Origin of the sequence: Streptomyces sp. V3I8 (assembly GCF_030817535.1) — a bacterium.
Taxonomy (GTDB): Bacteria; Actinomycetota; Actinomycetes; order Streptomycetales; family Streptomycetaceae; genus Streptomyces.
Genome location: NZ_JAUSZL010000002.1, coordinates 4,570,778 through 4,591,554, shown reverse-complemented (window position 1 = coordinate 4,591,554; position 20,777 = coordinate 4,570,778). Strand labels below are relative to the sequence as shown.

The 20,777-nt window shown below is 73.0% G+C and carries 20 protein-coding genes; 9 read left to right on the top strand and 11 right to left on the bottom strand.

The annotated features are described in order from the left end of the window. The first annotated feature begins 124 nt into the window (after nt 1–124). The 3 genes from QFZ75_RS20385 to QFZ75_RS20375 all read left to right on the top strand — a co-directional run bounded on the left by QFZ75_RS20385 (nt 125) and on the right by QFZ75_RS20375 (nt 2,311). Nucleotides 125–1,126, top strand: coding sequence for an ATP-binding cassette domain-containing protein (locus QFZ75_RS20385; RefSeq protein WP_373465906.1), 1,002 nt, complete (start codon nt 125–127; stop codon nt 1,124–1,126). Next, entirely contained in the window at nt 1,123–1,941 is an 819-nt protein-coding gene (locus tag QFZ75_RS20380) for an ABC transporter permease (RefSeq protein WP_307538915.1), read from the top strand. Before QFZ75_RS20385 ends, QFZ75_RS20380 begins: the two co-directional genes overlap by 4 nt. A gap of 247 nt (nt 1,942–2,188) precedes the next feature. Continuing rightward, nucleotides 2,189–2,311, top strand: a complete 123-nt coding sequence (locus QFZ75_RS20375) for a hypothetical protein (protein WP_307538913.1) — start codon at nt 2,189–2,191, stop codon at nt 2,309–2,311. A gap of 285 nt (nt 2,312–2,596) precedes the next feature. Here QFZ75_RS20375 and QFZ75_RS20370 read toward each other — a convergent pair whose 3' ends face one another. Further along, nucleotides 2,597–3,490, bottom strand: coding sequence for a helix-turn-helix domain-containing protein (locus tag QFZ75_RS20370; RefSeq protein WP_307544620.1), 894 nt, complete (start codon nt 3,488–3,490; stop codon nt 2,597–2,599). Nucleotides 3,491–3,668: 178 nt separating this feature from the next. Here QFZ75_RS20370 and QFZ75_RS20365 point away from each other — a divergent pair, with 178 nt between their 5' ends. The 3 genes from QFZ75_RS20365 (at nt 3,669) to QFZ75_RS20355 (ending at nt 6,060) form a co-directional block, all read left to right on the top strand. After that, entirely contained in the window at nt 3,669–4,628 is a 960-nt protein-coding gene (locus QFZ75_RS20365; protein ID WP_307538912.1) for an NAD(P)-dependent alcohol dehydrogenase, read from the top strand. A 124-nt stretch (nt 4,629–4,752) separates the two neighbouring features. Beyond that, nucleotides 4,753–5,160 (top strand): NUDIX domain-containing protein, encoded by a 408-nt coding sequence (locus tag QFZ75_RS20360; protein WP_307544618.1) that lies wholly within the window; start codon nt 4,753–4,755, stop codon nt 5,158–5,160. Nucleotides 5,161–5,352: 192 nt separating this feature from the next. After that, nucleotides 5,353–6,060, top strand: a complete 708-nt coding sequence (locus QFZ75_RS20355) for a DUF4232 domain-containing protein (protein ID WP_307538911.1) — start codon at nt 5,353–5,355, stop codon at nt 6,058–6,060. Between the two features lie 165 nt (nt 6,061–6,225). Here QFZ75_RS20355 and QFZ75_RS20350 read toward each other — a convergent pair whose 3' ends face one another. From QFZ75_RS20350 to QFZ75_RS20320, 7 genes are all read right to left on the bottom strand, one after another. Continuing rightward, nucleotides 6,226–6,411 (bottom strand): hypothetical protein, encoded by a 186-nt coding sequence (locus tag QFZ75_RS20350; protein ID WP_307538909.1) that lies wholly within the window; start codon nt 6,409–6,411, stop codon nt 6,226–6,228. 140 nt (nt 6,412–6,551) lie between these two features. Continuing rightward, a complete protein-coding gene (locus QFZ75_RS20345; protein WP_307538907.1) occupies nt 6,552–7,613 on the bottom strand; it encodes a glycosyltransferase family 2 protein in 1,062 nt (353 codons plus the stop codon). 1,493 nt (nt 7,614–9,106) lie between these two features. Next, nucleotides 9,107–9,490, bottom strand: coding sequence for a hypothetical protein (locus QFZ75_RS20340; RefSeq protein WP_307538905.1), 384 nt, complete (start codon nt 9,488–9,490; stop codon nt 9,107–9,109). Nucleotides 9,491–9,494: 4 nt separating this feature from the next. Next, nucleotides 9,495–9,833, bottom strand: coding sequence for a hypothetical protein (locus tag QFZ75_RS20335; protein ID WP_307538903.1), 339 nt, complete (start codon nt 9,831–9,833; stop codon nt 9,495–9,497). 234 nt (nt 9,834–10,067) lie between these two features. After that, entirely contained in the window at nt 10,068–11,114 is a 1,047-nt protein-coding gene (locus QFZ75_RS20330) for a TAXI family TRAP transporter solute-binding subunit (protein WP_307538901.1), read from the bottom strand. Continuing rightward, entirely contained in the window at nt 11,111–12,676 is a 1,566-nt protein-coding gene (locus tag QFZ75_RS20325; RefSeq protein WP_307538899.1) for a HAMP domain-containing sensor histidine kinase, read from the bottom strand. Before QFZ75_RS20325 ends, QFZ75_RS20330 begins: the two co-directional genes overlap by 4 nt. A gap of 133 nt (nt 12,677–12,809) precedes the next feature. Further along, nucleotides 12,810–13,499: a response regulator transcription factor gene (locus QFZ75_RS20320; RefSeq protein WP_307538897.1), complete on the bottom strand. Its 690-nt coding sequence runs from the start codon at nt 13,497–13,499 to the stop codon at nt 12,810–12,812. Between the two features lie 212 nt (nt 13,500–13,711). Between QFZ75_RS20320 and QFZ75_RS20315 the strand changes: the two genes are divergently transcribed. The 3 genes from QFZ75_RS20315 to QFZ75_RS20305 all read left to right on the top strand — a co-directional run bounded on the left by QFZ75_RS20315 (nt 13,712) and on the right by QFZ75_RS20305 (nt 17,149). Further along, complete coding sequence (locus tag QFZ75_RS20315) at nt 13,712–14,737, top strand: amidohydrolase family protein (RefSeq protein ID WP_307538895.1); 1,026 nt, start codon at nt 13,712–13,714, stop codon at nt 14,735–14,737. Between the two features lie 8 nt (nt 14,738–14,745). Further along, entirely contained in the window at nt 14,746–15,666 is a 921-nt protein-coding gene (locus QFZ75_RS20310; RefSeq protein ID WP_307538893.1) for an amidohydrolase family protein, read from the top strand. A 124-nt stretch (nt 15,667–15,790) separates the two neighbouring features. After that, nucleotides 15,791–17,149, top strand: a complete 1,359-nt coding sequence (locus tag QFZ75_RS20305) for an MFS transporter (protein ID WP_307538891.1) — start codon at nt 15,791–15,793, stop codon at nt 17,147–17,149. 9 nt (nt 17,150–17,158) lie between these two features. Here the strand turns inward: QFZ75_RS20305 and QFZ75_RS20300 are convergent, their stop codons facing one another. The 3 genes from QFZ75_RS20300 to QFZ75_RS20290 are packed head-to-tail and all read right to left on the bottom strand — an operon-like array spanning nt 17,159 to nt 20,684. Then, the gene (locus QFZ75_RS20300; RefSeq protein WP_307538889.1) at nt 17,159–17,518 is read right to left on the bottom strand and encodes an SCO4225 family membrane protein; all 360 of its coding nucleotides are present in this window, start codon (nt 17,516–17,518) and stop codon (nt 17,159–17,161) included. A gap of 59 nt (nt 17,519–17,577) precedes the next feature. Further along, entirely contained in the window at nt 17,578–18,261 is a 684-nt protein-coding gene (locus QFZ75_RS20295; protein WP_307538888.1) for a response regulator transcription factor, read from the bottom strand. Beyond that, nucleotides 18,258–20,684 carry a histidine kinase gene (locus QFZ75_RS20290; RefSeq protein WP_307538887.1) on the bottom strand — a complete coding sequence of 809 codons (2,427 nt, stop codon included), beginning with the start codon at nt 20,682–20,684 and terminating at the stop codon, nt 18,258–18,260. Before QFZ75_RS20290 ends, QFZ75_RS20295 begins: the two co-directional genes overlap by 4 nt. Nucleotides 20,685–20,777: the final 93 nt, after the last annotated feature.

Genomic DNA, 20,777 nt, shown 5'->3' with positions numbered 1-20,777 from the left:
GCACCACGTCGTCAGCCGCCCCCTTCCCCCTCATCACTCTCATCCCCCTCATCACTCTCATCACTCTCATCACTCTCATCACTCTCATCACTCTCATCACGTCAGCCTTCGATCGGAGGGCCCCATGCCTTCATCTGTCATGTCCACGTCCAGGCGGGACGACGGTCCGCAGGCGCCGGCCGCCGTCTCCGCCATCGGTCTGCGCAAGTCGTACGGCGACAAGACCGTTCTCGACGGCATCGATCTGCACATCCCCGCCGGGTCCGTGTTCGCGCTGCTCGGGCCCAACGGCGCCGGCAAGACCACCGCCGTGAAGATCCTCTCCACGCTCATCACCGCCGACGGCGGACAGGCCCAGGTCGCGGGCCACGACGTCGCCACGTCACCGGACGGCGTGCGCGCCGCGATCGGTGTCACCGGGCAGTTCTCCGCCGTCGACGGGCTGATCACCGGCGAGGAGAACATGCTCCTCATGGCGGACCTGCACCACCTGTCCAGGCGCGAGGGGCGACAGATCACCGCCGAACTACTGGAGCGCTTCGACCTCACCGAGGCCGCGAGGAAGCCCGCCTCCACCTACTCCGGCGGCATGAAGCGCCGCCTGGACATCGCCATGACGCTGGTCGGCGAGCCGCGGATCATCTTCCTCGACGAGCCGACCACCGGCCTCGACCCGCGCTCCCGCCACAACATGTGGCAGATCATCCGCGAACTCGTCACGGGCGGCGTCACCGTCCTCCTCACCACCCAGTACCTGGAGGAGGCCGACGAACTCGCCGACCGCATCGCCGTGCTGAACGACGGCAGGATCGCCGCCGAGGGCACCGCCGACGAGCTGAAGCGGCTGGTCCCCGGCGGGCATGTCCGGCTCCGCTTCACCGATCCGTCCGCGTACCGGAGAGCCACCTCCGCGCTGCGCGAGGCCACCCGGGACGACGAGGCGCTGGCGCTGCGGATCCCCGGCGACGGCAGCCAGCGCGAGCTGCGTTCCCTCCTCGGCCGGCTGGACTCCGCCGGTGCGGAGGCCGACGAGCTGACCGTGCACTCCCCCGACCTCGACGACGTGTTCTTCGCCCTGACCGGCGGCACCGACCGAACCGACAAGAAAGGTGAGGCTGTCCGATGAGCTCCCCCCTGGCTCCCGTCCGCCCGACCCGGATCTCGCTCGCCGTGCGGGACTCGAGCACGATGCTGCGCCGCAACCTGCTGCACGCGCGCCGCTACCCGTCCCTCACCCTGAACCTGCTGCTCACGCCGATCGTCCTGCTGCTGCTGTTCGTCTACGTCTTCGGCGACGTGATGAGCGCGGGCATCGGCGGTGGCGGCGCCGATCGCTCGGAGTACATCGCGTATCTCGTCCCGGGCATCCTGCTGATGACCATCGGCGGCACCCTGGTCGGCACCGCGGTGTCCGTTTCCATGGACATGACCGAGGGCATCACCGCCCGCTTCCGCACCATGGCGATCCACCGCGGCTCCGTGCTCATCGGGCACGTCATCGGCAGCGTGCTGCAGTCGGTCGTCAGCGTGGTTCTCGTCGGCGCCGTCGGTGTGGCCATCGGCTTCCGCTCCACGGACGCCACGGCTCTGGAGTGGATCGCGGCGTTCGGGCTGCTTGCGCTGTTCGCCCTGGCGTTCACCTGGATCGCGGTCGGGATGGGCATGATCAGCCCCAGCGCCGAGGCAGCCAGCAACAACGCGCTGCCGCTGGTCTTCCTGCCGCTCATCTCCAGCGCCTTCGTCCCGGTGGACGCGATGCCGGGCTGGTTCCGGCCGATCGCCGAGTACCAGCCGTTCACGCCCGCCATCGAGACCCTGCGCGGGCTGCTTCTCGGCACCGAGATCGGCAACAACTGGTGGATCACCATCGTCTGGTGCCTGGGCCTCGCGGGGCTCGGCTACCGCTGGTCGAAGGCGGTGTTCAACCGCGACCCGCGGTGACCGCGCGGACTGCCTCCGGCAGCTCGTCCCGCCCGCGGGCGGCGTACTCCGGCACCGCTCCGGAGTGCGCCGCCCGGTCGGCGTTCCGCATCAGCTCTTGCCACTCGCCAGTCCTACGCGATCGCCGTAGTGGAGCCGTAGTGGAGCCGTAGTGGATCAGGTCCGGTTCCGACTCCGGCGGTGGCGGGTGGCTCGCAGCCAGGGGAGGGCCTGATGCCGAAGAGACGAAGTACCCGCGTTGCGGGCCATGGCGATCTCCGCTCTGGCCGTTGCGGCCTTCGCCGCGGGAACCGTTCCGGGTGTCCTGAAGACACGGCAGAAGCTCAGCGCCCAAGGCCCCGAGAGCGCCCCTTCCGACATCAGCGCCTGACACCGGCAAGCCGGATCACCGGCCGGGCGGGGGCCTCTCCATGACCGATCACCGATCACCGATCCCTGACACCAGACGATCACATCACCGGCCGTGAGGCCCTGTGCGCCTTCCCGGAGGCTCTGGAAGCCTGGGTTCCATCCACGCCGGGCTGGTACGCCGACCACGGGCTGGTACGCCGACCACGGGCAGGCGCTGCCGGCCGAGGGCGACCGGACGTTCTTCGCCCGTGCTCCCAGCGCCGCACGGCACCATGAGTGACACGGGTGCAGGTCATCGCGTCTGTCATCCCCGTGCGGGGTGTTCGTTCCGGGCGCCCTGCAGGTCGGCGAGCCGTTGGAGGCGGTCGGCGTCGGGGCCGCCCTCGGCCGCGGTGCAGACCATGAGCGCGGGGCCCGGGTCGCCCGGTATCAGGTAGACGTCCCAGTCCAGGTTCAGTTCGCCGACCTCAGGGTGGTCGAGGCGCATCTGGCCGCGGGTCGGTTCCTCCACGTCGTGGAGGGCCCACAGCGCCGCGAACTCGTCGCTCCGGACCGCCAGTTCACCCACCAGCTCGACCGCGCGCGGATGGCCGGGATCAACGGCGACCTGTGTCCGCAGCATCCCGATCAGCTCGGCGACGGTGGCCGCCCGGTTCGGGCACGCCCGGTCGGCTTCGGGGCTCAGGAACAGTGCGAGCAGATTCCGCTCCCGCTGCGGCTGCCGGCTGAACTCCCCCAGCAGGGCGCCGCCGAGCGGGTTCCAGGCCAGCACGTCCAGGAAACGGCCGATGACCAGAGCGGGCGAGGTCATGTCGCGCAGCAGTCGCAGCGTGGTGTCCGGTACCTCCTCCGGCTCGTACGTACACGGCTCGTACGTACCCGCCGCGTACGTACGCGGCGGCCGGGACCGGGTGCGTGCGGCGGCGGCGAGGGCGTGCAGGTGCCGGGTCTCCCCGGCGGAGAAGCCGAGGGCGCGCGCGAGGGCGTCCAGGACCTGGTCGGAGGGCCGTACGTCGCGTCCCTGCTCCATGCGCTGGTAGTAGTCCGGGCTCACCCCGGCCAGCAGGGCCAGTTCCTCCCGCCGCAGCCCGGCGACGCGCCGCCGCGGGCCTGGCTCCAGGCCGACGTCCTGCGGTCGCAGCCGGGTCCGACGCGTGCGCAGGAAGTCGGCGAGCTCGCGTCGGGGACCGTCGCTCAGGACCTGCGGGACCTGCGGGGTGTGCGGGACGTGCGGGGCGTCGGTCACGGCGCCAGTATGCCGTGGGCGCGACTCGCCAGGGTGGGTCTGCCGGACCCAGGAAAAGGGGAACGCCCGTGATGCCGCGTGCGGGCTTCAGCATCGGACGCACCACATCCGGTCACGTGAGGACAGCGACATGAAGGCCGTTCAGATCATGGGTTTCGGTACGGCGGACGTACTGCGCGTCAACGACGTGGACCGTCCCTCTCCCGGCGCGGGGGAGGTGCTGGTGTCGGTCGAGGCGTCCAGCGTGAACGGACACGACGTGCTCGTCCGCACTGGCGGAGTGAAGATGGTGTCGGGACGCCGGTTCCCGATCGGCGCGGGCCTGGACTTCGCGGGCACCGTCGCCGCGACCGGCGCCGGTGTCCCGGGGTTCCGGGCCGGGGACCGGGTGTGGGGCATGGTGCATCCGCGGCAGCGGCACACCGTCGCCGGGGCGGCCGAGTACGTCGTGGTCCCCGCGGGCCGGATCGCGCACGCCCCGGCGGACCTCTCGTCGGTCGAGGCGGCCTCCTTGGTCGTCGCGGGTGCCACGGCGCTGATCGCGCTGCGCGACAGCGTGCACCTCGCGAGCGGCGAACGGGTCCTGGTCCGGGGCGCGGCCGGCGGTGTGGGCACGGCCGCCGTGCAACTGGCGCACGCGATGGGCGGCCGGGTGACCGCGCTGGCCCGCGACCGCCACGCCGGACTCCTCACCGACCTCGGCGCCGACGAGGTCCTGGACCACGGCTCCACCGCCCCGGAACAGATCGGGCCGTTCGATGTCGTCGTCGACGCCGTCGGTTCGCAACTGCCCCGCTACCGGAGCCGGTTGGCCAAGGGCGGCCGGATGGTCACCGTGGGACTGTCCCCGTCGGCCCTGGCCGCGATCGCCGCCTCCAGCGTGTACGGTTCCCGCCGCATCCGTACCTTCAGCGCCAACCCGCAGACTCCCCTGCTGTGCGATGTGGCCGACCTCGTCACCTCGGGTGCGCTGCGCCCGGTGATCGACAGCGTGTATCCGCTCGCGGACATCGCCGCGGCGCACGAGGCGTTCGAGCGCGGCGGTGTCGCGGGCAAGCACGTGGTGACGGTGCCGCGGGGCTCGGTCTGAGAGGACCCGGGCTGGGAGGGCCCGGCGGCGGGGCCCGGTACCGGAACACTCCACCGGCCTGGAACAGGTCCCCTCAGTCGTGGACGATGCTGACGCAGGCGATGCGCTCCGTTACGGTCCGGTCATGGTGGATGGCAGGGGTGTGCCGGAGAAGGTGGCGTGGGTCCTCGTCCGGGACGGCCTGGTGTTGGTGACGCGTAGTCACGGAAGGGATCGCTTCTACTTCCCGGGCGGTCATCGGGAGCCGGGCGAGTCCGACAGCGAGACCCTGGTGCGGGAGATCGACGAAGAACTGCGGGCGGCGATCGTCCCCGGTTCCATGGTGCACTTCGGCACTTTCGAGATCCACGCGGGCCACCCGGAGCACGGTCCCTTCCGAATGATCTGCTACACCGCCGATCACCGCGGCGGGCTGACTCCTTCGCGGGAGATCGCCGAGAAGGCCTGGTTCCGCTACGCCGATCGGAACCGGGTCTCGGCCGTCGACGGGATGGTCTTCGACGCGCTCCATGAGGCCGGGCGGCTTTCCTGAGCCCGTGCCCGGCTCCGAAGCCGGGCAGGGCCGGTGCGGCCGTTCGTGATCATGTCACCAGTCCGTGACGGCGTTGTCCTGGAACGGAGCCGTCGGGATCCTTTCGGGTCGCAGCCCCCTCATAGTGATCGAGCGAGCGCCGAGCGGGCGACTCCGCTACGGCCTCAACTACGTTTCACCAAAGGGGACTTCATGTTCGGCATCCGTCGCAGGGCCATCCTCGTCACCGCAGCTGTCGTGGGCGGCGCCCTGCTGATGAGCGCGTGCCAGGAGGCGGACGCGGACACGGACACCGGCGCCTCGGGGAGTTCCTCCGCGAGCCCGGCGGACGATGCCGCCACCCCGTCCGGCTCGTCGGCCGGGAGCGACCGGAAGGACAGCGAGAAGGGCAGTGCGAAGGGCAGTGCGAAGGGCAGTGCGAAGGAGGGCGGGAAGGGGAGCGAGCAGAGCGCGGACAAGGGCTCCGGCGCCGACACCGGCAACGGTGAGCGCGAGCAGGTCGGACAGGTCTGCGGCGCCAACGACATCTCGTGGAGCACCAAGTCCGAGACCCAGGCCGGTGGTTACATCCTGATCGTCGCGAAGGCCAAGTCGGGGATCACCTGCTACCTGCCCGCCGAGCTCCCGACCGTGGCGTTCGGATCCGACGGCACCGAGGCGGGGCCCGCGGAGCAGTCCGTCGGCGAGCAGATCAAGCTGAGCGGGAGCACCGTCGCGTACGCCGGGGTGAATCCGAAGACCACCAGCACGGACGGTGGCAAGGAGCTGGACAGCATCATCGTCGCCGTCGGCGACGAGGACCCCGACCCGGTCTCCCTGCCGGTCGGCACCATCACGGTCGACGACCCGATCGTCACCAACTGGCACACCTCCCCCACGGAGGCCGTTCCCTTCAGCTGAACGGATCCGCGGCTCGGGCCGTGCCCGATTCGTGCTGTCGGACCAGGTCCACCCGTGATGTTCGAGTGCGACCCGTCCGGTCGTGGCCGAGTCGGACACCGGACGTCCGGTGTCCTTGTGCGGCCCACGCGCCGGCTCACGGCCACGGGTCTCCTGGGCCGCGGCTCAGTGGCCGGCCGCGCTGGCATCACGACGCCGACGGCGAGCGGCCGCGGTGTAGGTCGCCAGCCCTCCCATCACCAGGGCCAGGCTGGCCGCGACGAGCAGGCCGGCGGTGGAGGACGTTCCGGTGGCCGCGAGGGAGGCCCCTCCGGTGACGAGACCGGTTCCGGTACCGCTGAGGTAGTTCACGATCGTGTTCCTTTCGGCGACCTGTCGGTCGCATCGGATCGGTTCGCATCGGTTCGCATCGGTTCGGTTCGGTTCGGTTCGGTTGTACGGCCGGGTTTCGTGGATCCGGGCACGAGAGGACGTGGCTGTGCCCGAACCGGTCACTGCCAGGCGGAGACGCGGGTGACGTACGACTTCAGGACCGAGGAGACGAACCAGTAGGCCCGCACGGTGGAGAAGACCAGTCCCGGCAGCATCAGTACGTCGACCAGGACGCCCTTCCAGCCGAGGTGGCGGGTGCGGAAGGCCGCGTACACGATCCAGAAGACGACCAGGCACAGCCAGACCGGGTCCAGGACGAAGCCCTTGTCGGCGATCACACCGGTCCAGGTGGCGAGCCAGCCCAGCGTGTAGAGGAAGCCGACGAAGCCGAGCACCATGCTGGTGATGGAGAACCAGGTGTACCTGGTCCAGCCGCGCCGCCGCAGGGTGTCGACCGTGCCACGCCCCCAGCGCTCGCGCTGGCCGATCAGCTCTCGCAGCGTGGGCATGAGATCGGTGTAGGCGATGCAGTGCTGGTTGGCCGTGACCTTCCAGCCCACCTCCTTCAGCGCGAGCGTCGTCTCGTAGTCCTCCACGAGGTTGGCGTGGTCCTCCCAGAACACCTCTCCGCGCCAGCGCAGGATGCTCAGCAAGGCCTCGGTGCGGTAGAAGGAGCCGGCTCCCGACATGCTGTGGATACCGAAGCGGTAGCGGCCACGGGCATAGCGCCCGTACTCCATGATCTGCATTCCCAGGAGGTAGCGCTGCCACAGGTTCTTCCACAGTCCGGTGCGGCCGAGGCAGGTGGCGCTGAGCCCGCCCAGCCGCCGGTCGGAAGCCATGACGTTGCGCGCCCGTTCCAGGAACCTCGGGTGCAGGCTGGTGTCCGCGTCCATGACCAGCAGGTATTTCGCGGTGGCCGCCAGCCCCCCGGATGCGCTGTGCAGCCAGTGGATGCCGTGGTTGAGAGCGCCGGCCTTTTTGTGCGGATTCTCCGGCAGGTTGAAGACGACCGTACGCGGCACTCCGGGCCGGTCGGCGAACCCACGAGCGAACTCCTCGGTGCGGTCGGAGGAGTTGTTGACCACGATGAGGATCAGGTCGGGTGGGGAGCTCTGCCCGGCAAGTGAGTCGAGCGCCGGCAGCACGCCGTCCTCTTCGTTCCGGGCGGGGAGGATCACGACGGTCTCCATCAGCGGAGCCGCGCCCTGGCTGACCAGACGACGCCGATGGGTGCCGTGCGCACGTCGGCCCCTCGTGTGGTGACCGGCGGCGTTCCCCCGGCGGCTTCGCTGACGATGTGCGGGGCCTGTCGGGCCCGTCTCCGCTGCGACCGGATGCCCGGCGGCAGGGGTCATGTAATCGGACATGCTGTTGTTGCCCCCCGGCGGTATGGCTGCCGCCTCTTTCGGCGGCCGTCGGGCCGCCTTCCTGCCTGATGACTGCCCCGCGCCGTTCCCCCCGGCTCGGACAGGTGTAGCCACCACTGCCAGGAGCGGGGGCGTGAGGGACCATTGTTGTGGCGTCGGTCACGCGCCCGGAAGAGTGACCGAGGGGCGCACAGGGGCCCATGGGGGAGTGTCACGACGGAAAAGGGCTCGGGTGGTGGGAATGCGGAGTGCGGTCCCTTCGCACGCCCTCTGTCAACGCCCGGCGCGGTTCGTCGCGCCGGGCGGTCCACCGGACCGTCGCCCGTCAGGTCGGCCGCGTCGGCCCGATGGGCGGGTCACCATCCGCCCCGTCGGGCCGACGCGCCCTGCTCCCATCCCCATCCCCATCACCGCCCCCGCCCCCGTCGCATCCGCGGCTTACGCCACCACCGCCACCGCCGTCCTGCCGCCATCCACGTCCACCCACCTCAAGGCCGCTCTCGACACCGGCATCGAGCACCTTCGCGCGACAGCCGTCGCAACGCCACGGAGATGACGGACACCGCAGACGCGGGCGCCGGTCCCGCCGGGGTCGTCGACGAGACCCGACACGGCACGGCCGTGACGCCCAGGACGGCGGGACGGCGGGACGGCGGGGGCGCGGGGGCGATCGCGAGGCCCGGAGTGCGGGATACGGGGTCCGGGTGCCCGGGATACGAAGTGCCGGATCCGGGGCCCGGAGCCCAAGGCCCGGTGCCCGGTGCCTGGAGCCCAGTGCCTGGAGCCCGAGGCCCGGAATCCGAAGCCCGAAGCCCGAAGCCCGGGGCCGGAGTCCGAGGCCGGAGCCCGGGGCCAGCGCCCGAGGCCGAGACCGGAGTCCGAGGCCCGAGGTCCGGAACCCGAAACCCGGAGCCCGGGGCCGGAGCCCGGGGCCGGAGTCCGAGGCCGGAGCCCGGGGCCGGAGCCCGGGGCCAGCGCCCGAGGCCGAGACCGGAGTCCGAGGCCCGAGGTCCGGAACCCGAAACCCGGAGCCTGGGGCCGGAGTCCGAGGCCGGGGCCCGAGACCCAAGGCCGGGGCCGGGGCCCGAGACCCAAGCCCAAGCCCGGGGCCGGGACCCGAGGCCCGAGGTCCGAGGTCCGGAACCCGAAACCCGGGGCCCGGGGCCGGAGTCCGAGGCCCGAGCCCGGAGCCCGGGGCCGGAGCCCGGAGCCCGGAGCCCAGGGCCGGAGCCCGAGGCCGGAGCCCGAGGCCGGAGGCCGGGGCCCGAGGCCGGGGCCGGGGCCCGGGGCCCAGGGCCCAGGGTTCAGTCGGTGCCGGTGTCGGCCCCGTGCAGCATCCGCGTCATCAGCAAAGCGCCGCCGACCGCCACTCCCGCCATCCCCACGGCTCCTCCCACGGCCAGGAAACCGCCGGTGGAGCGCCACGACAGCACCGACCACCGCGACTGCGCCGAGAACAGCGAGCCCGTACTCAGCCACGACCCGGTGGAGAGCAGCGAGAGGGAGGAACCTATCGAGCCCGCCGACAGGGCGCTGCCGATCGAGCCGATTGACAGGGCCGACCCGACGGAGCCCACCGACAGGACCGAACCCACCGAGCCGATCGACAGCACGGAGTCCTGCGACCACAACGACAGCACCGAACCGGAGGAGCCACGGCGGACCGACCGTACGGAAAGTTTCGTCATGGGGTCATCCTGCCCGCCGCCCCGCCGCCGGCCCAGCCGTCAGGCCGGCAGGAGTGTGCCGTCCATGGCGAGGACGGCCCGTTCCCGCGGAGTGGCCGTGGCGCACCACTGCGGGGACAGGGCCGCGTACGTGGTGGCGTCGTGCCGGCGGCCCTGGCTCGACGCCCGCGCGCAGCTCGGTCACCACGGCGGCCAGGTCCCGCGCGTCCGGCGGATCACCCGGCCGCAGGCAGCCCACCAGCTCCTCCAACCGGTCGTCGATGCGGTCGTGCACCTCGCGCACCTCGCCCGACTCCAGCAGCGCGGCGAAGGCCGCTTCCCCGCCGGTCTCCGTGCGCCGCACGAGGACGGGCCGGTACGCGTCCCGCCGCGGACGGAGCGGTTCGGGGAACGGTCGCGCAGGCCCCCCCCCGCCGGCAATCTCCGAATCCATCACGAGGCGGGAAGCCGGCAGCCGAACGATCCTGGAAAGCCCTTGTCATCCGGGGGGCGTGTACTCGAATTGATGCACGACTCCCGTGCCCCCCGATGCTCCTCCCGCGCGCCCCTTACGCGCCCCCGCTCCTCCCCCGCGGTTTCAGCCGTGCAGCGCCCGGTACGCCTCCGCCGCCCCCGGGTGCAGCGCGACACCGCCCGTGCCGATTAGGCTGCCGACATCGAGGAACTGTGCGCCGACCGCGTTGTCGGGTACGAGGGCGGTCGCGCGCCGGGCCAGCAGACGGGTCAGCGCCTCTGCGACGGCACGGGGCAGGTCGGGACGGCACACCAGCAGGTTGGACACGCCGATGGTGGCGACCCCGCCCGCCGACCGGTACGCGCCCTGCGGCAGCGACACCTCCTCCAGACCCGAACCGGCCAGTCCCTCGCCGCCACCGAGCCTCGGCAGCAGCCCGGCCAGCGGCAGGAACCGCAGCCCGGGGCTCTCGTCGAGCGCGGTCAGATCCGGCAGCGGTACGCCGCCCGCGACGATCAGCGCCTCCGCCGCACCCCTCCGCATCGCGTCGGCCGCGTCGGCCAGCGGGAGATGGAGCACGGGGACGTCGGTGCCGGGGGCGAGGCCCGCCGCGTGCAGGAGCCGCTCGCCCAGCACGGCCGCGCCCGAACCGGTCGCGCCGAGCGAGACGGTGTGCCCGGCAAGGTCGGACACCTCGCGCACGGGTGAGTCCGCGCGGACGACGAACTGCAGGTAGGTCTCGTACACCCGGCCGATCGCGCGCAGCGGCACCGGGCGCGGGAAGAGGTCGGTGCCCTGGGCGGCCAGCGCGGTGTCGGTGAGCACGAGGGCGAGGTCGGCGCGACGGTCACGGAGCAGTTCGATGTTGGTGAGGCTGCCCGCGGTGGTGCGGACGCGGCAGCGCAGCCGGGGGTACGCCGACTCGACCTCCGCGGTGAGGAGGCGGCCGAACGCCTCGTAGAAGGCGGTCGGCTCGCCGGTCGCGACGCGCAGCACACCGCTCGGTCCGGGCCGCTGCCGCGAGGCGTCGGCCGTGAGCGCACCGCCCAGGACGGCGGCGGCCGCGGTGCCGAGGGCGGCGTGGAGGAGGGTACGGCGGCCGACCGGCGGAAGACGCGAAGGCTGATGCGAGTGCGGGTTCGGGTTCGGGTTCGGGTTCGGATTCGTCATGGCGTGCCGCCGTACGCGCCCCGGGCGCCGGGGGGCCGCGGTCCGGGCCCCGGCCTCGGTTCCGGACCCGGGTCCGGCGCCGGACCCGGCTCCGCTCCGGGGATCACCGCCCGCACCCGCAGCCCTCTCGGTTCGGCCGGGGCCAGTTCCAGGTGGCCGCCGCGGCCCGCCAGGAGCTGTTCGGCGATGGCCAGGCCCAGGCCCGTACCCGCGGTGCCGTCGTGGCGTTGGCGGCCCGCGCGCCAGAACCTCGTCGTGGCCAGGGCCAGTTCCTCCGTGCCGAGGCCGGGGCCGTCGTCCGTCACCGTGAGAACCACGGAGCCGGACCCGGACCCGGAGCCCGAGCCCGACCCGGCGGCGGCGGCGCAGTGGAGGGAGATCGACGCGCCCTCACCCGCGTACTTGATGGCGTTGTCCAGGAGAATGTCCGTGACCTGGGCGAGTTCGCGCTCCGTGCAGGCGGCCAGGACAGGGACCGAGGGGGCGGCGGCCGGGGCGGCCCGGAGGGTCAGGCGGGATCCCGCGCGCTCGGCGACCGGTTCCCACAGGCGGTGCCGGTCCGCCGCCACCGCCGCCGCGTCGCAATGCACGCCCGAGCCGTCGGTCACCGTCAGCTCCCCTGCCCGGTGCTCCGCGGTGGCGAGGGCCAGCAGGTCGTCGAGCAGGGTCTCCAGGCGGTCCAGTTCGGTGGTGACCCCGTTGTACGTGCGCTCGCCGGACGGGACCAGATGCGTGTGCAGGGCGTCGACGCGCAGGCGGAGCGCCGCCATGGGGTTGCGCATCTGGTGGGACGTGTCGGCGACGAGCCTGCGCTGCTGCTCCAGGGCGGCCGTGACCGTACGCGCCATGCGGTTGAAGCCGATCGTCAGCTGACGCAGTTCGGGCGGGCCGCCCATGGGGGTCGCCCCGCTCGGACGAAGTGGGGAGCGGGGGAGGGTCTGCTCGGGCGGGAGCCCCGCGGCGAGCCGGCCGACGGCCCGGTCCAGCCGGCGCAGCGGGCTGACCACCCACCCCGTCGCGACCCGGGCGAGGACCGTGCACGCGACGGCGGCCAGCGCGGCGCCCGCGAGGACGGCGGCCCAGCGGCGGGTGATCTCCTCCGACGCGGTGCCCACCGAGGCCCGCAGCACCACGGCCCCGGAGACCCGGGTCCCGGTACCGGCGGGCTCGGCGAACATCCGGTACCCCCGTGACCAGGGTCGTAGCGCGCCCGAGGGGTGCGCGGTCTGGTTGCGCAGCGCCGCGTCGAGCAGCCGGGTCACGGCGGGGTCGACGGCCCGCATGCCGCCGGTCTGGACGACCGGGTTGCGGCGCGTGTCGGTGACGACCAGCGGTTCCCCGTACAGCTCGGTGTAGCGGCGTGCCTCGGCGGCGACGGCCGAGGTGTCGCCGGTCGCCGCGGCCTGGTCCATGAGGGACGCGAAGCGGTCGAGGTCGGCGCTGCGGGCGAGGACCAGCTGCTGGGTGCGGTCGGACGCGGTGAAGAGCAGCAGCGGCACGGCGAACGCGGCCACCGCGATCACGACGAACAGCAGCAGTGCGGCCTGGACCCTGGTGCGCACGCGTCGGCTCCTCCCGTCCCTGTCAGTCCCCCCTCGGCCCCTGTCAGTCCCTGTCGGTACTCAAGCGCACGCTTCAGTCCCTGTCGGTCCTCAAGCGCACGCTTCAGTCCCTGTCGGTCCTCAAGCGCACGCTTCAGTCCCCGTCGAGGTCGCCGAAGCGGTAGCCGAAGCCGCGGATCGTCGTCAGCAGGTCGGGGCGGCGCAGCTTGGCGCGCAGCTGGGTGAGGTGGACGTCCAGGGAGCGGGACACGGCGTGGTGGGCGTCGCCCCACACCTCGTCCAGGACCTGCTCGCGGCTGACCGCGGTGCCCGCCCGCCCCGCCAGCGCGGCGAGGACGTCGAACTCCTTCGTGGTCAGCTCGACCTCCGTCCCGGCGACCCGGACCCGGCGCGCGTCGAGTTCCACCTCGACGTCACCGGCGCGGACCGTCCGTGCGGCGGGAGCGCTCGTGGTGGCGTTGCGCCCGGCCGCGGTGTTGCGCCGCGTGACGGTGTCGATGCGGGCGAGCAGTTCGGCGAGTCGCACCGGCTTGACGAGGTAGTCGTCGGCGCCGAGCCGCAGCCCGCGCACCACCGAGCGCTCGTCGCCGCGCGCGGTCAGCACCAGCACCGGCAGGTCGCTCACCGCCCGCAGCGCGCGCAGCACCTCCAGGCCGTCGGTGTCGGGCAGGCCCAGGTCGAGAAGGAGCAGGTCGGAGCTGCGGTGGTAGGTGAGGACGTCCCTGCCGTACCGCACCCGCCGGGTGACATGGCCGTGGTCGTACAGGACCTCCACGAGCGCCGCCGCCACACCGTCGTCGTCCTCGGCCAGCAGTACCTGCACCCTGTCCACCTCCTTCGGCCGCTCCACGGCACTTCCGTTCGCCGCGGCCACTCCCCGTAGCCGCACAACCGAATGTAGACCACACCGGTCCCGCACCCGCCGCAGTGTTAAGGGGACGTTAGTTCTGTGTCCGGCCCCCTCGTCCGGCGGCGCGGGGCGGAGCGAGGCTGCACGGCACCCAGCAGCAGAGCAGCCCGTGGAGGACGCCGTAAATGATCATCGACTGTCACGGTCACTACACGACCGCCCCACCGGCCCTGGCGGCCTGGCGCGACCGGCAGGTCGCCTCCCTCGCCGACCCGTCGGCCGCCCCCTCCCGCGCCGGCCTGCGCATCGGCGACGACGAGCTGCGCGAGAGCGTCGAACCGAACCAGCTGCGGCTGATGGACGAGCGCGGCATCGACCTGACGGTCTTCTCGCCGCGCGCGTCGTTCATGGCCCACCACGTCGGGGACTTCGCGACCTCCGCCGCTTGGGCCGCGCTCTGCAACGAACTCTGCTTCCGGGTCGCCCGGCTGTACCCGGAGCGGTTCGTGCCGGCCGCGATGCTCCCGCAGTCGCCGGGCGTCGACCCCGCCACCTGCGTCCCCGAACTCACCCGCTGCGTGGAGGAGTACGGCGCCGTCGCGGTGAACCTGAACCCCGACCCCTCGGGCGGCCACTGGACCTCCCCGCCGCTCACCGACCGCTCCTGGTACCCGCTCTACGAGAAGATGGCGGAGTACGACATACCGGCGATGATCCACGTCAGTACGAGCGTCAACCCGGCCTTCCACACCACCGGCGCGCACTACCTCAACGCCGACACCACGGCCTTCATGCAGCTGGTCCAGGGCGACCTGTTCGCGGACTTCCCCACCCTGCGCTTCGTCATCCCGCACGGCGGCGGCGCCGTCCCCTACCACTGGGGCCGCTTCCGGGGCCTGGCGATGGCACTGGGCAAGCCGCCGCTCGAAGAACATGTCCTGGGCAACGTCTACTTCGACACCTGCGTCTACCACCAGCCCGGCTCGGACCTCCTGTACGACGTCGTCCCGGCCCGCAACCTCCTCTTCGCCTCGGAGATGATCGGCGCGGTCCGCGACGTCGACCCGTGCACCGGCCACCACTTCGACGACACCCGCCGGTACGCCGAGGCCGCCGGCCTGTCCGCGGACGACCTGGCGGCGGTCCAGGAGCACAACGCCCGCGCGGTGTACCCGCGCCTGGACGCCCTGCTCGAGCGACAGGGGCGGTGAGGCGGCCGATGACCTCCCTCTCCCCCAGGACGCCCGGCTGGCTGGACTGGTACGCGGATCCGTCCGCGCCCGCCTTCCGGCTGCCGCCCGGGACCGTTGACACGCACTGCCACGTCTTCGGTCCGCAGGCGGAGTTCCCCTTCGCGCCCGAGCGCAAGTACACGCCCTGCGACGGCGGCAAGGAGGACCTGTTCGCGCTCCGCGACCACCTGGGCGTCGCCCGCAACGTCATCGTGCAGGCCACCTGCCACGGCGCGGACAACAGCGCCATGGCCGACGCCGTCCGGTCGGCCGGCGGCCGGGCGCGCGGCATCGCGACCGTCCGTCCCGACATCGGCGGGAGCGAGCTGCTCGCACTCGACGCGGCGGGCGTGCGCGGGGTGCGCTTCAACTTCGTACGGCGGCTGGTGGACACCTCGCCCGCCGACGACCTGCGCACCATCGCCGAGAAGGTCGCCCCGCTGGGCTGGCACGTCGTCCTCTATTTCGAGAGCGCCGACCTGCCCGGACTGGAGGACTTCTTCGGATCGTTGCCGGTGCCGCTGGTGGTGGACCACATGGGACGGCCGGACGTGACGCAGCCGGTGGACGGCCCGCAGTTCACCCGGTTCCTGCGGTTCGTCGAGGCCCATGACGTGTGGGTGAAGGTGAGCTGCCCCGAGCGGCTCAGTGTGACGGGGCCCGCCGCCCTGGACGGCGAACGGCACGCCTACACGGACGTCGTCCCCTTCGGCCGCCGGGTCGTCGAGGAGTTCCCCGACCGGGTGCTGTGGGGCACCGACTGGCCGCACCCCAACCTCACCGATCACATGCCGGACGACGGCCTCCTCGTCGACCACATACCCCACGTGGCGGTCACCGACGAGCAGCGGCACAAGCTCCTCGTCGCCAACCCGATGCGCCTGTACTGGCCCGGCGAGGACTTCTGACGTCCCCGGCCCCGCCGGCTCCCCTGTTCGTACCGCTCCCCTGTTCGTACCGACTTCCTGTTCGTACCGCTCCTCCCTGTTCGTACCGACCCCCTGTTCGTACCGACTCCCCCAAGGGCCGCTCATGCACCAAGCCAACGCGCTGAACCGGCTGGACAGGCTCCCCGTCTCCCGGTTCCACAAGGTCACCCTGCTCGCCGTCGCCTTCGCGTACTTCTTCGAGTTCGCGGACATCAACAGCTTCGCCACCACCGCGCCGAAACTGATCAAGCTGTGGGGCCTGACCGTCGACCAGGTCGCCTACGTCACCTCGCTCTCCTTCGTCGGCATGTTCATCGGCGCGATCGTCGCCGGGTCCATCGCCGACCGGTGGGGCCGCAAACGGGCCCTGCTGTGGACGACGCTGTTCTTCGGCGTCTCCTCGTTCGCGGCCGTGTTCTCCTGGGACCTCGTGTCGCTCGGCGTGTTCCGCGTCCTGACCTCGGCCGGCCTGTCGGCGATGACCGTCGTGGGGGTCGTCTACGTCAACGAGATGTATCCGTCGGCGATCCGCGGCAAGTACCAGGCGTACGCCATCGCCATCGGTATCTGCGGCACGCCCGTCACCAATCTCGTCGCCAGCGTGGTCGTCCCGCTCAACGACTGGTCGTGGCGGCTGGTCTACCTGTGGGGGTCGCTGGGCATCCTGCTCGTCCTGTTCGCCCGCCACCTCAAGGAGTCGCCGCGCTGGCTGGAGAGCCGGGGCGAGCACGACGCGGCGGACGCCGTGCTGCGGGAGATCGAGGCGAGCGTCGCGGCGGAGAAGGGTCCCCTTCCCGAGCCCGTCCCCCCGGTCGCCGGGACACCCTCGGCGAAGGCGCCGCTGCGGCTGCTCCTGCGGAAGAAGTACCTGCTCCCGACCCTGCTGCTGTCCGTGCTGTGGATGACGCAGACCATCGGCTTCTTCGGCTACTCCAGCTGGGCGCCCACCCTGCTGGCGAAGGAGGGCTTCAGCGTCGAGAAGTCCGTCTTCTACGTGGCCCTCACCACCGTCGGAGCACCGCTCGGCTGCTATCTGGCGTCACTGGTCACCGACCGGTTCGAGCGCAAGTGGTGCCTGGTCGCCTTCGGTACGGTCATCGCGGTGTGCGGTCTGCTGTACGGGCTCACCTTCGACCCCGTGCTCATCATCGTGTTCGGCTTCCTGGTGAACCTCTTCGAGCGCGGCTACACGGCCCTCGCGTACGCCTACTCGCCCGAACTCTTCGACACGCGGAGCCGGTCGCTGGGCACGAGCGTGTCCTACGGGCTGGGTCGGCTGTCCAACGCCGCGGGGCCGCTGATCGTCGCGGCGCTCTACACCGGGCAGGGGTACCGGGCCGTCTTCTTCTTCATCGCCGGGACGTGGCTGGTGGGGGCGGTCGTCCTGGCGGTCTTCGGTGTGCGGACGCGGTCGGCGCGGCCGGCCGGTACGGAGCGGGAAAGGACCGGCGTCCCCGCCTGAGCCGCACGCTCAGGACACCGGGTCCGCGCCCCGGTCCCGGCCCCCGCGCAGTGCACGGGCGCACCAGCCGATGACCATGGCGTTGGCCAGTGCCCCGACGACGACGGAGCCCAGGAGCAGGCCGGCCCCTTCCGGCAGCAGCAGCAACGGCACGAGACAGGCCGGGGCGGTGGCGAACAGCGGTATGACGAGCGCCATGGACCCGTCCGAACCGTCGCCCGCGCTCGCCACCAGCGCCCATCCGAGCAGAGCGGCACAGCCCAGCAGGTAGACGCGGGCGAAGACGTCGGAGAGGGGGCGGGTCAGGAAGCGGATCGGGCGGCGCAGGGACATGCGGCCGAAGCGCCGGCCGAGGCTCTTGCCGGTCACGGGGCGGACTCCTTGGATGCGGGTCGGACGCGGGTCGGATGCGGGTCGGATGCAGGCCGTCAAAGGGTGGCGCCCGGTGGGTTCGGGCGGGCGAGGCCGAGGTCGTACGCCAGGATCGTCGCCTGTACGCGGTCGCGCAGGCCCAGTTTGCGCAGCAGCGCGTTGACGTGGGACTTGACGGTGCCGACGGTGATGCCGAGCTCGCCGGCGATCTCCGCGTTGCTGAGGCCGGACGCGACCAGGGCGAGGACGTTGCGCTGGCTGCCGGTCAGGCTGTCCAGCCCGCCCGGTCCGTCGGCGGCCCGCGTCCCGGCACCCGGCGCCGACGCGTAGTGGCCGATGAGCCGGCGGGTCGCGGACGGGGCGAGCACGCTCTCCCCGCCGGCCACCACCCGTATGCCCTGGAGGAGTTCGGCCACGTGCACGTCCTTGAGCAGGAAGCCGGAGGCGCCCGCCCGCAGCGCGTCGAAGACGTACGCGTCGAGGTCGAAGGTGGTCAGCACCAGGACCCGGGGCGCGTCCTCGCGGCCGGTGATGATCCGGGTCGCGGCGATTCCGTCCAGCACGGGCATCCGTACGTCCATGACGATCACGTCGGGGGCGAGTTCGGCGGCCAGGCGTACCGCGGCCGCTCCGTCGGCGGCCTCGCCGACGACCGTCATGTCCTCCTCGGCGTCGATCACGGCGGCGAACCCCGCCCGTACGATGCCCTGGTCGTCCACGACCAGCACCTTGAGGCTCATCGCTCCCTCTCCTCGTCGTCCTCCCGCGTCCGCGGTTCCGGGGCGAGCGGCAGCCGGAGGCCGACCGTGCCCGGCGGGCCGGTGTCCAGGGTGCCGCCGAGGGCGGCGGCCCGGGCCGCCAGCAGCTCCCGTACGGCGGGGCGGGCGGCGCGGGGCACCCCGGTGGCCGTCAGCGTCAACGTATCTCCGTCGGCGTCGAGTTCGAGCAGGGCGGGCTCGTCCCCGCCGGCCGCGAGGACCGTCTCGGCGGCGTGGTAGGCGGCCAGGTCCACGGCGGTGGGGAGCCGGCGCGGTACGCGGTCCGTCAGCCGTATCTCGACGTCGCGGCCGGCGGCCCGGGACTGGTGGGCCAGCAGGTCGAGGGCCTGGAGGGTGGGCTGCGGCCGCAGTTCGGGATCCGCCCCGCCGTCCCGGACCGTGTCGAGCAGGGCGCGCATCGCGGTGAGGGCCTCGCGGGCGCGCTCGGCGGTCACGTCGAGCCGGCCCGCCTGCGCCTGGGCGACCATGTCGGCGGTGCGCGCCAGCACGGTGGTCTCCAGCCCGGCGGCGATCCGGCGCCGTTCGGCCCAGGCGTCCCGGACCGCCTCCCCGGTCCAGGCGGCGAGGCGCTCGTCCCGCGCACCCCGGGCGGCCCGTTCCCGCCGCCCGCGCAGGCCACCGGCCCACCGGGCCGCGCCGGCCGCCGCGCACGCCCCGGCGGCCGAGCCCGCGACCACCGTCCAGACGGGAACCGGCGTACCCCGCTCCAGGACCGCTCCGGCAGCGGCCACGGCATGCACCGCCGCAGCGGTGACGGCGAGCCCTCGAAGCGCGTGAGGAACCGCGTCCGCGCTCCGGCCCGCACCCCCACCCGTCGTACCCCTGTCCGCGCCCGCCTCCACGCCCGCGCGGGCCGGGTCCGCCGGGTCCGCCGCCGCGCGGTACGCCTGCGCGGCGAGCGCCACGCACGTGGCGAGGAGGCTCAGCGCGGGCGGCAGGAGGACCGGGCCCGTGTAGTCGCCCGCGTCCATCGCCACCGGCCACAGCAGGGCCAGGCCGCACAGGGCGCCCTGTGCGGTGCGGGGCGCCCGCCGCAGCCACAGCAGCGCGACCACCTGGGCCGCGGCCAGCAGGGCGAACAGCATGCCCGCCGACACCCGCGCCCCGTCCGGCACGGTCTGCGACCGGACGACCAGCACCGGGAGCAGCGGCTGCAGGACGAGTCCGACGGCGGCCGTCACCTGTGCCACGCGGTAGCTCCGCGGCACGGCCCGTTCCGCCGGCGCCGCCGTCCGGCCGGGCAGGACCGCGCGCACCTCCCAGCCGCCCTCCGCGGTGGGCCCGCTGGTCAGCGTGCCGCCCGCCTCCCGGGCCCGGGACCGCAGGAAGCTCTGGCCGCGTCCCCCGCCGAGGCCCGCCCCGTGCGCCGTCGCACCGGACGGCGGCGCCGCGCTGGTGACCACGACCTCGGTGCGGGTGCCGCCGTACCGGCACAGCACGCTCGTGTGCGCGCCGGGCGCGTGCCGGGCCACGTTGGTCAGCGCCTCGCGCACGATGCCGTGGGCCGCGTCGGCGACGACGCCGTCCGGCAGCGCGTCGATCTCGCAGTCCACCGGCTGGTCGAGGCGGCGGAAGCCCTCGACCAGCTCCCGCAGCCGTTCCTCCGGCGGGGACAGTTCCTCCCGGGAGGGCGCAGGCGCCCGTACCGCGCCGAGCGCGCGGGTGACCTCGCGGCCGGTACCGACCGCGAACCGCAGTGCCTCCTCGGCCAGTTCCGGCCGGCGCTCACGCAACCCGAGGGCCGCGCCCGCCGTGACCACCACGGCCGTCAGATGGTGCGCGCTGACGTCGTGCAGCTCCCTCTCCATCCGCCGCCGTTCGGCCGCCGGCAGCCGGTGCCGCTCGGCCTCGGCCCGCTTCAGCAGGAGCTCGGCCGTCCGGTGGGCCCGGCGGGTGCGCCGGACGAGGAGGCCGGCGCCGCACGCGGTGGCGTACAGCAGGGCCGTCAGGACGAGGTCGAGTCCGTCGCGGTCGCTGAGCCCGTGCAGGCTGAGGTTCTGCAGGAGCTGCCAGGCGGCGAGTGCCGTGACGCACAGCACGGCGGTGAAGGTGTCCCGTTCGGCCGCCACGGTGAACAGCGCCAGTGCGACACCCGCGGTCCCCAGGACCGCCGTCGCCCCGGTGGGCAGCGGGCCGGCGCCCAGCGCGCAGGCGGCGGCGACCAGGACGAGGGCGGGGACCGGGCGCGTACGCCGCAGGGCGAGCGCGGCCGTCACCGGTCCGGCGACCAGGACCGCCACGAGCAGGGCGGACGCGCCGGGCGCGGACCCGCGCAGGAGCGCCGCCCCGGGCCACACCACGGCCTGGGCGCACAGCAGCAGGAGCGGGAGCAGCCGGTCGTCGGCGCGGCGTACGACGGACTTCACGGCGAGGGCAGATTTCATGACCCGGTAAGGCTATGGCCGCGGGCGGGCGGCCCGGATCCGACCGGAGGCGGACCGCCTCTACCTCTGGTTGCAGGCACCGCTCATCCGGCG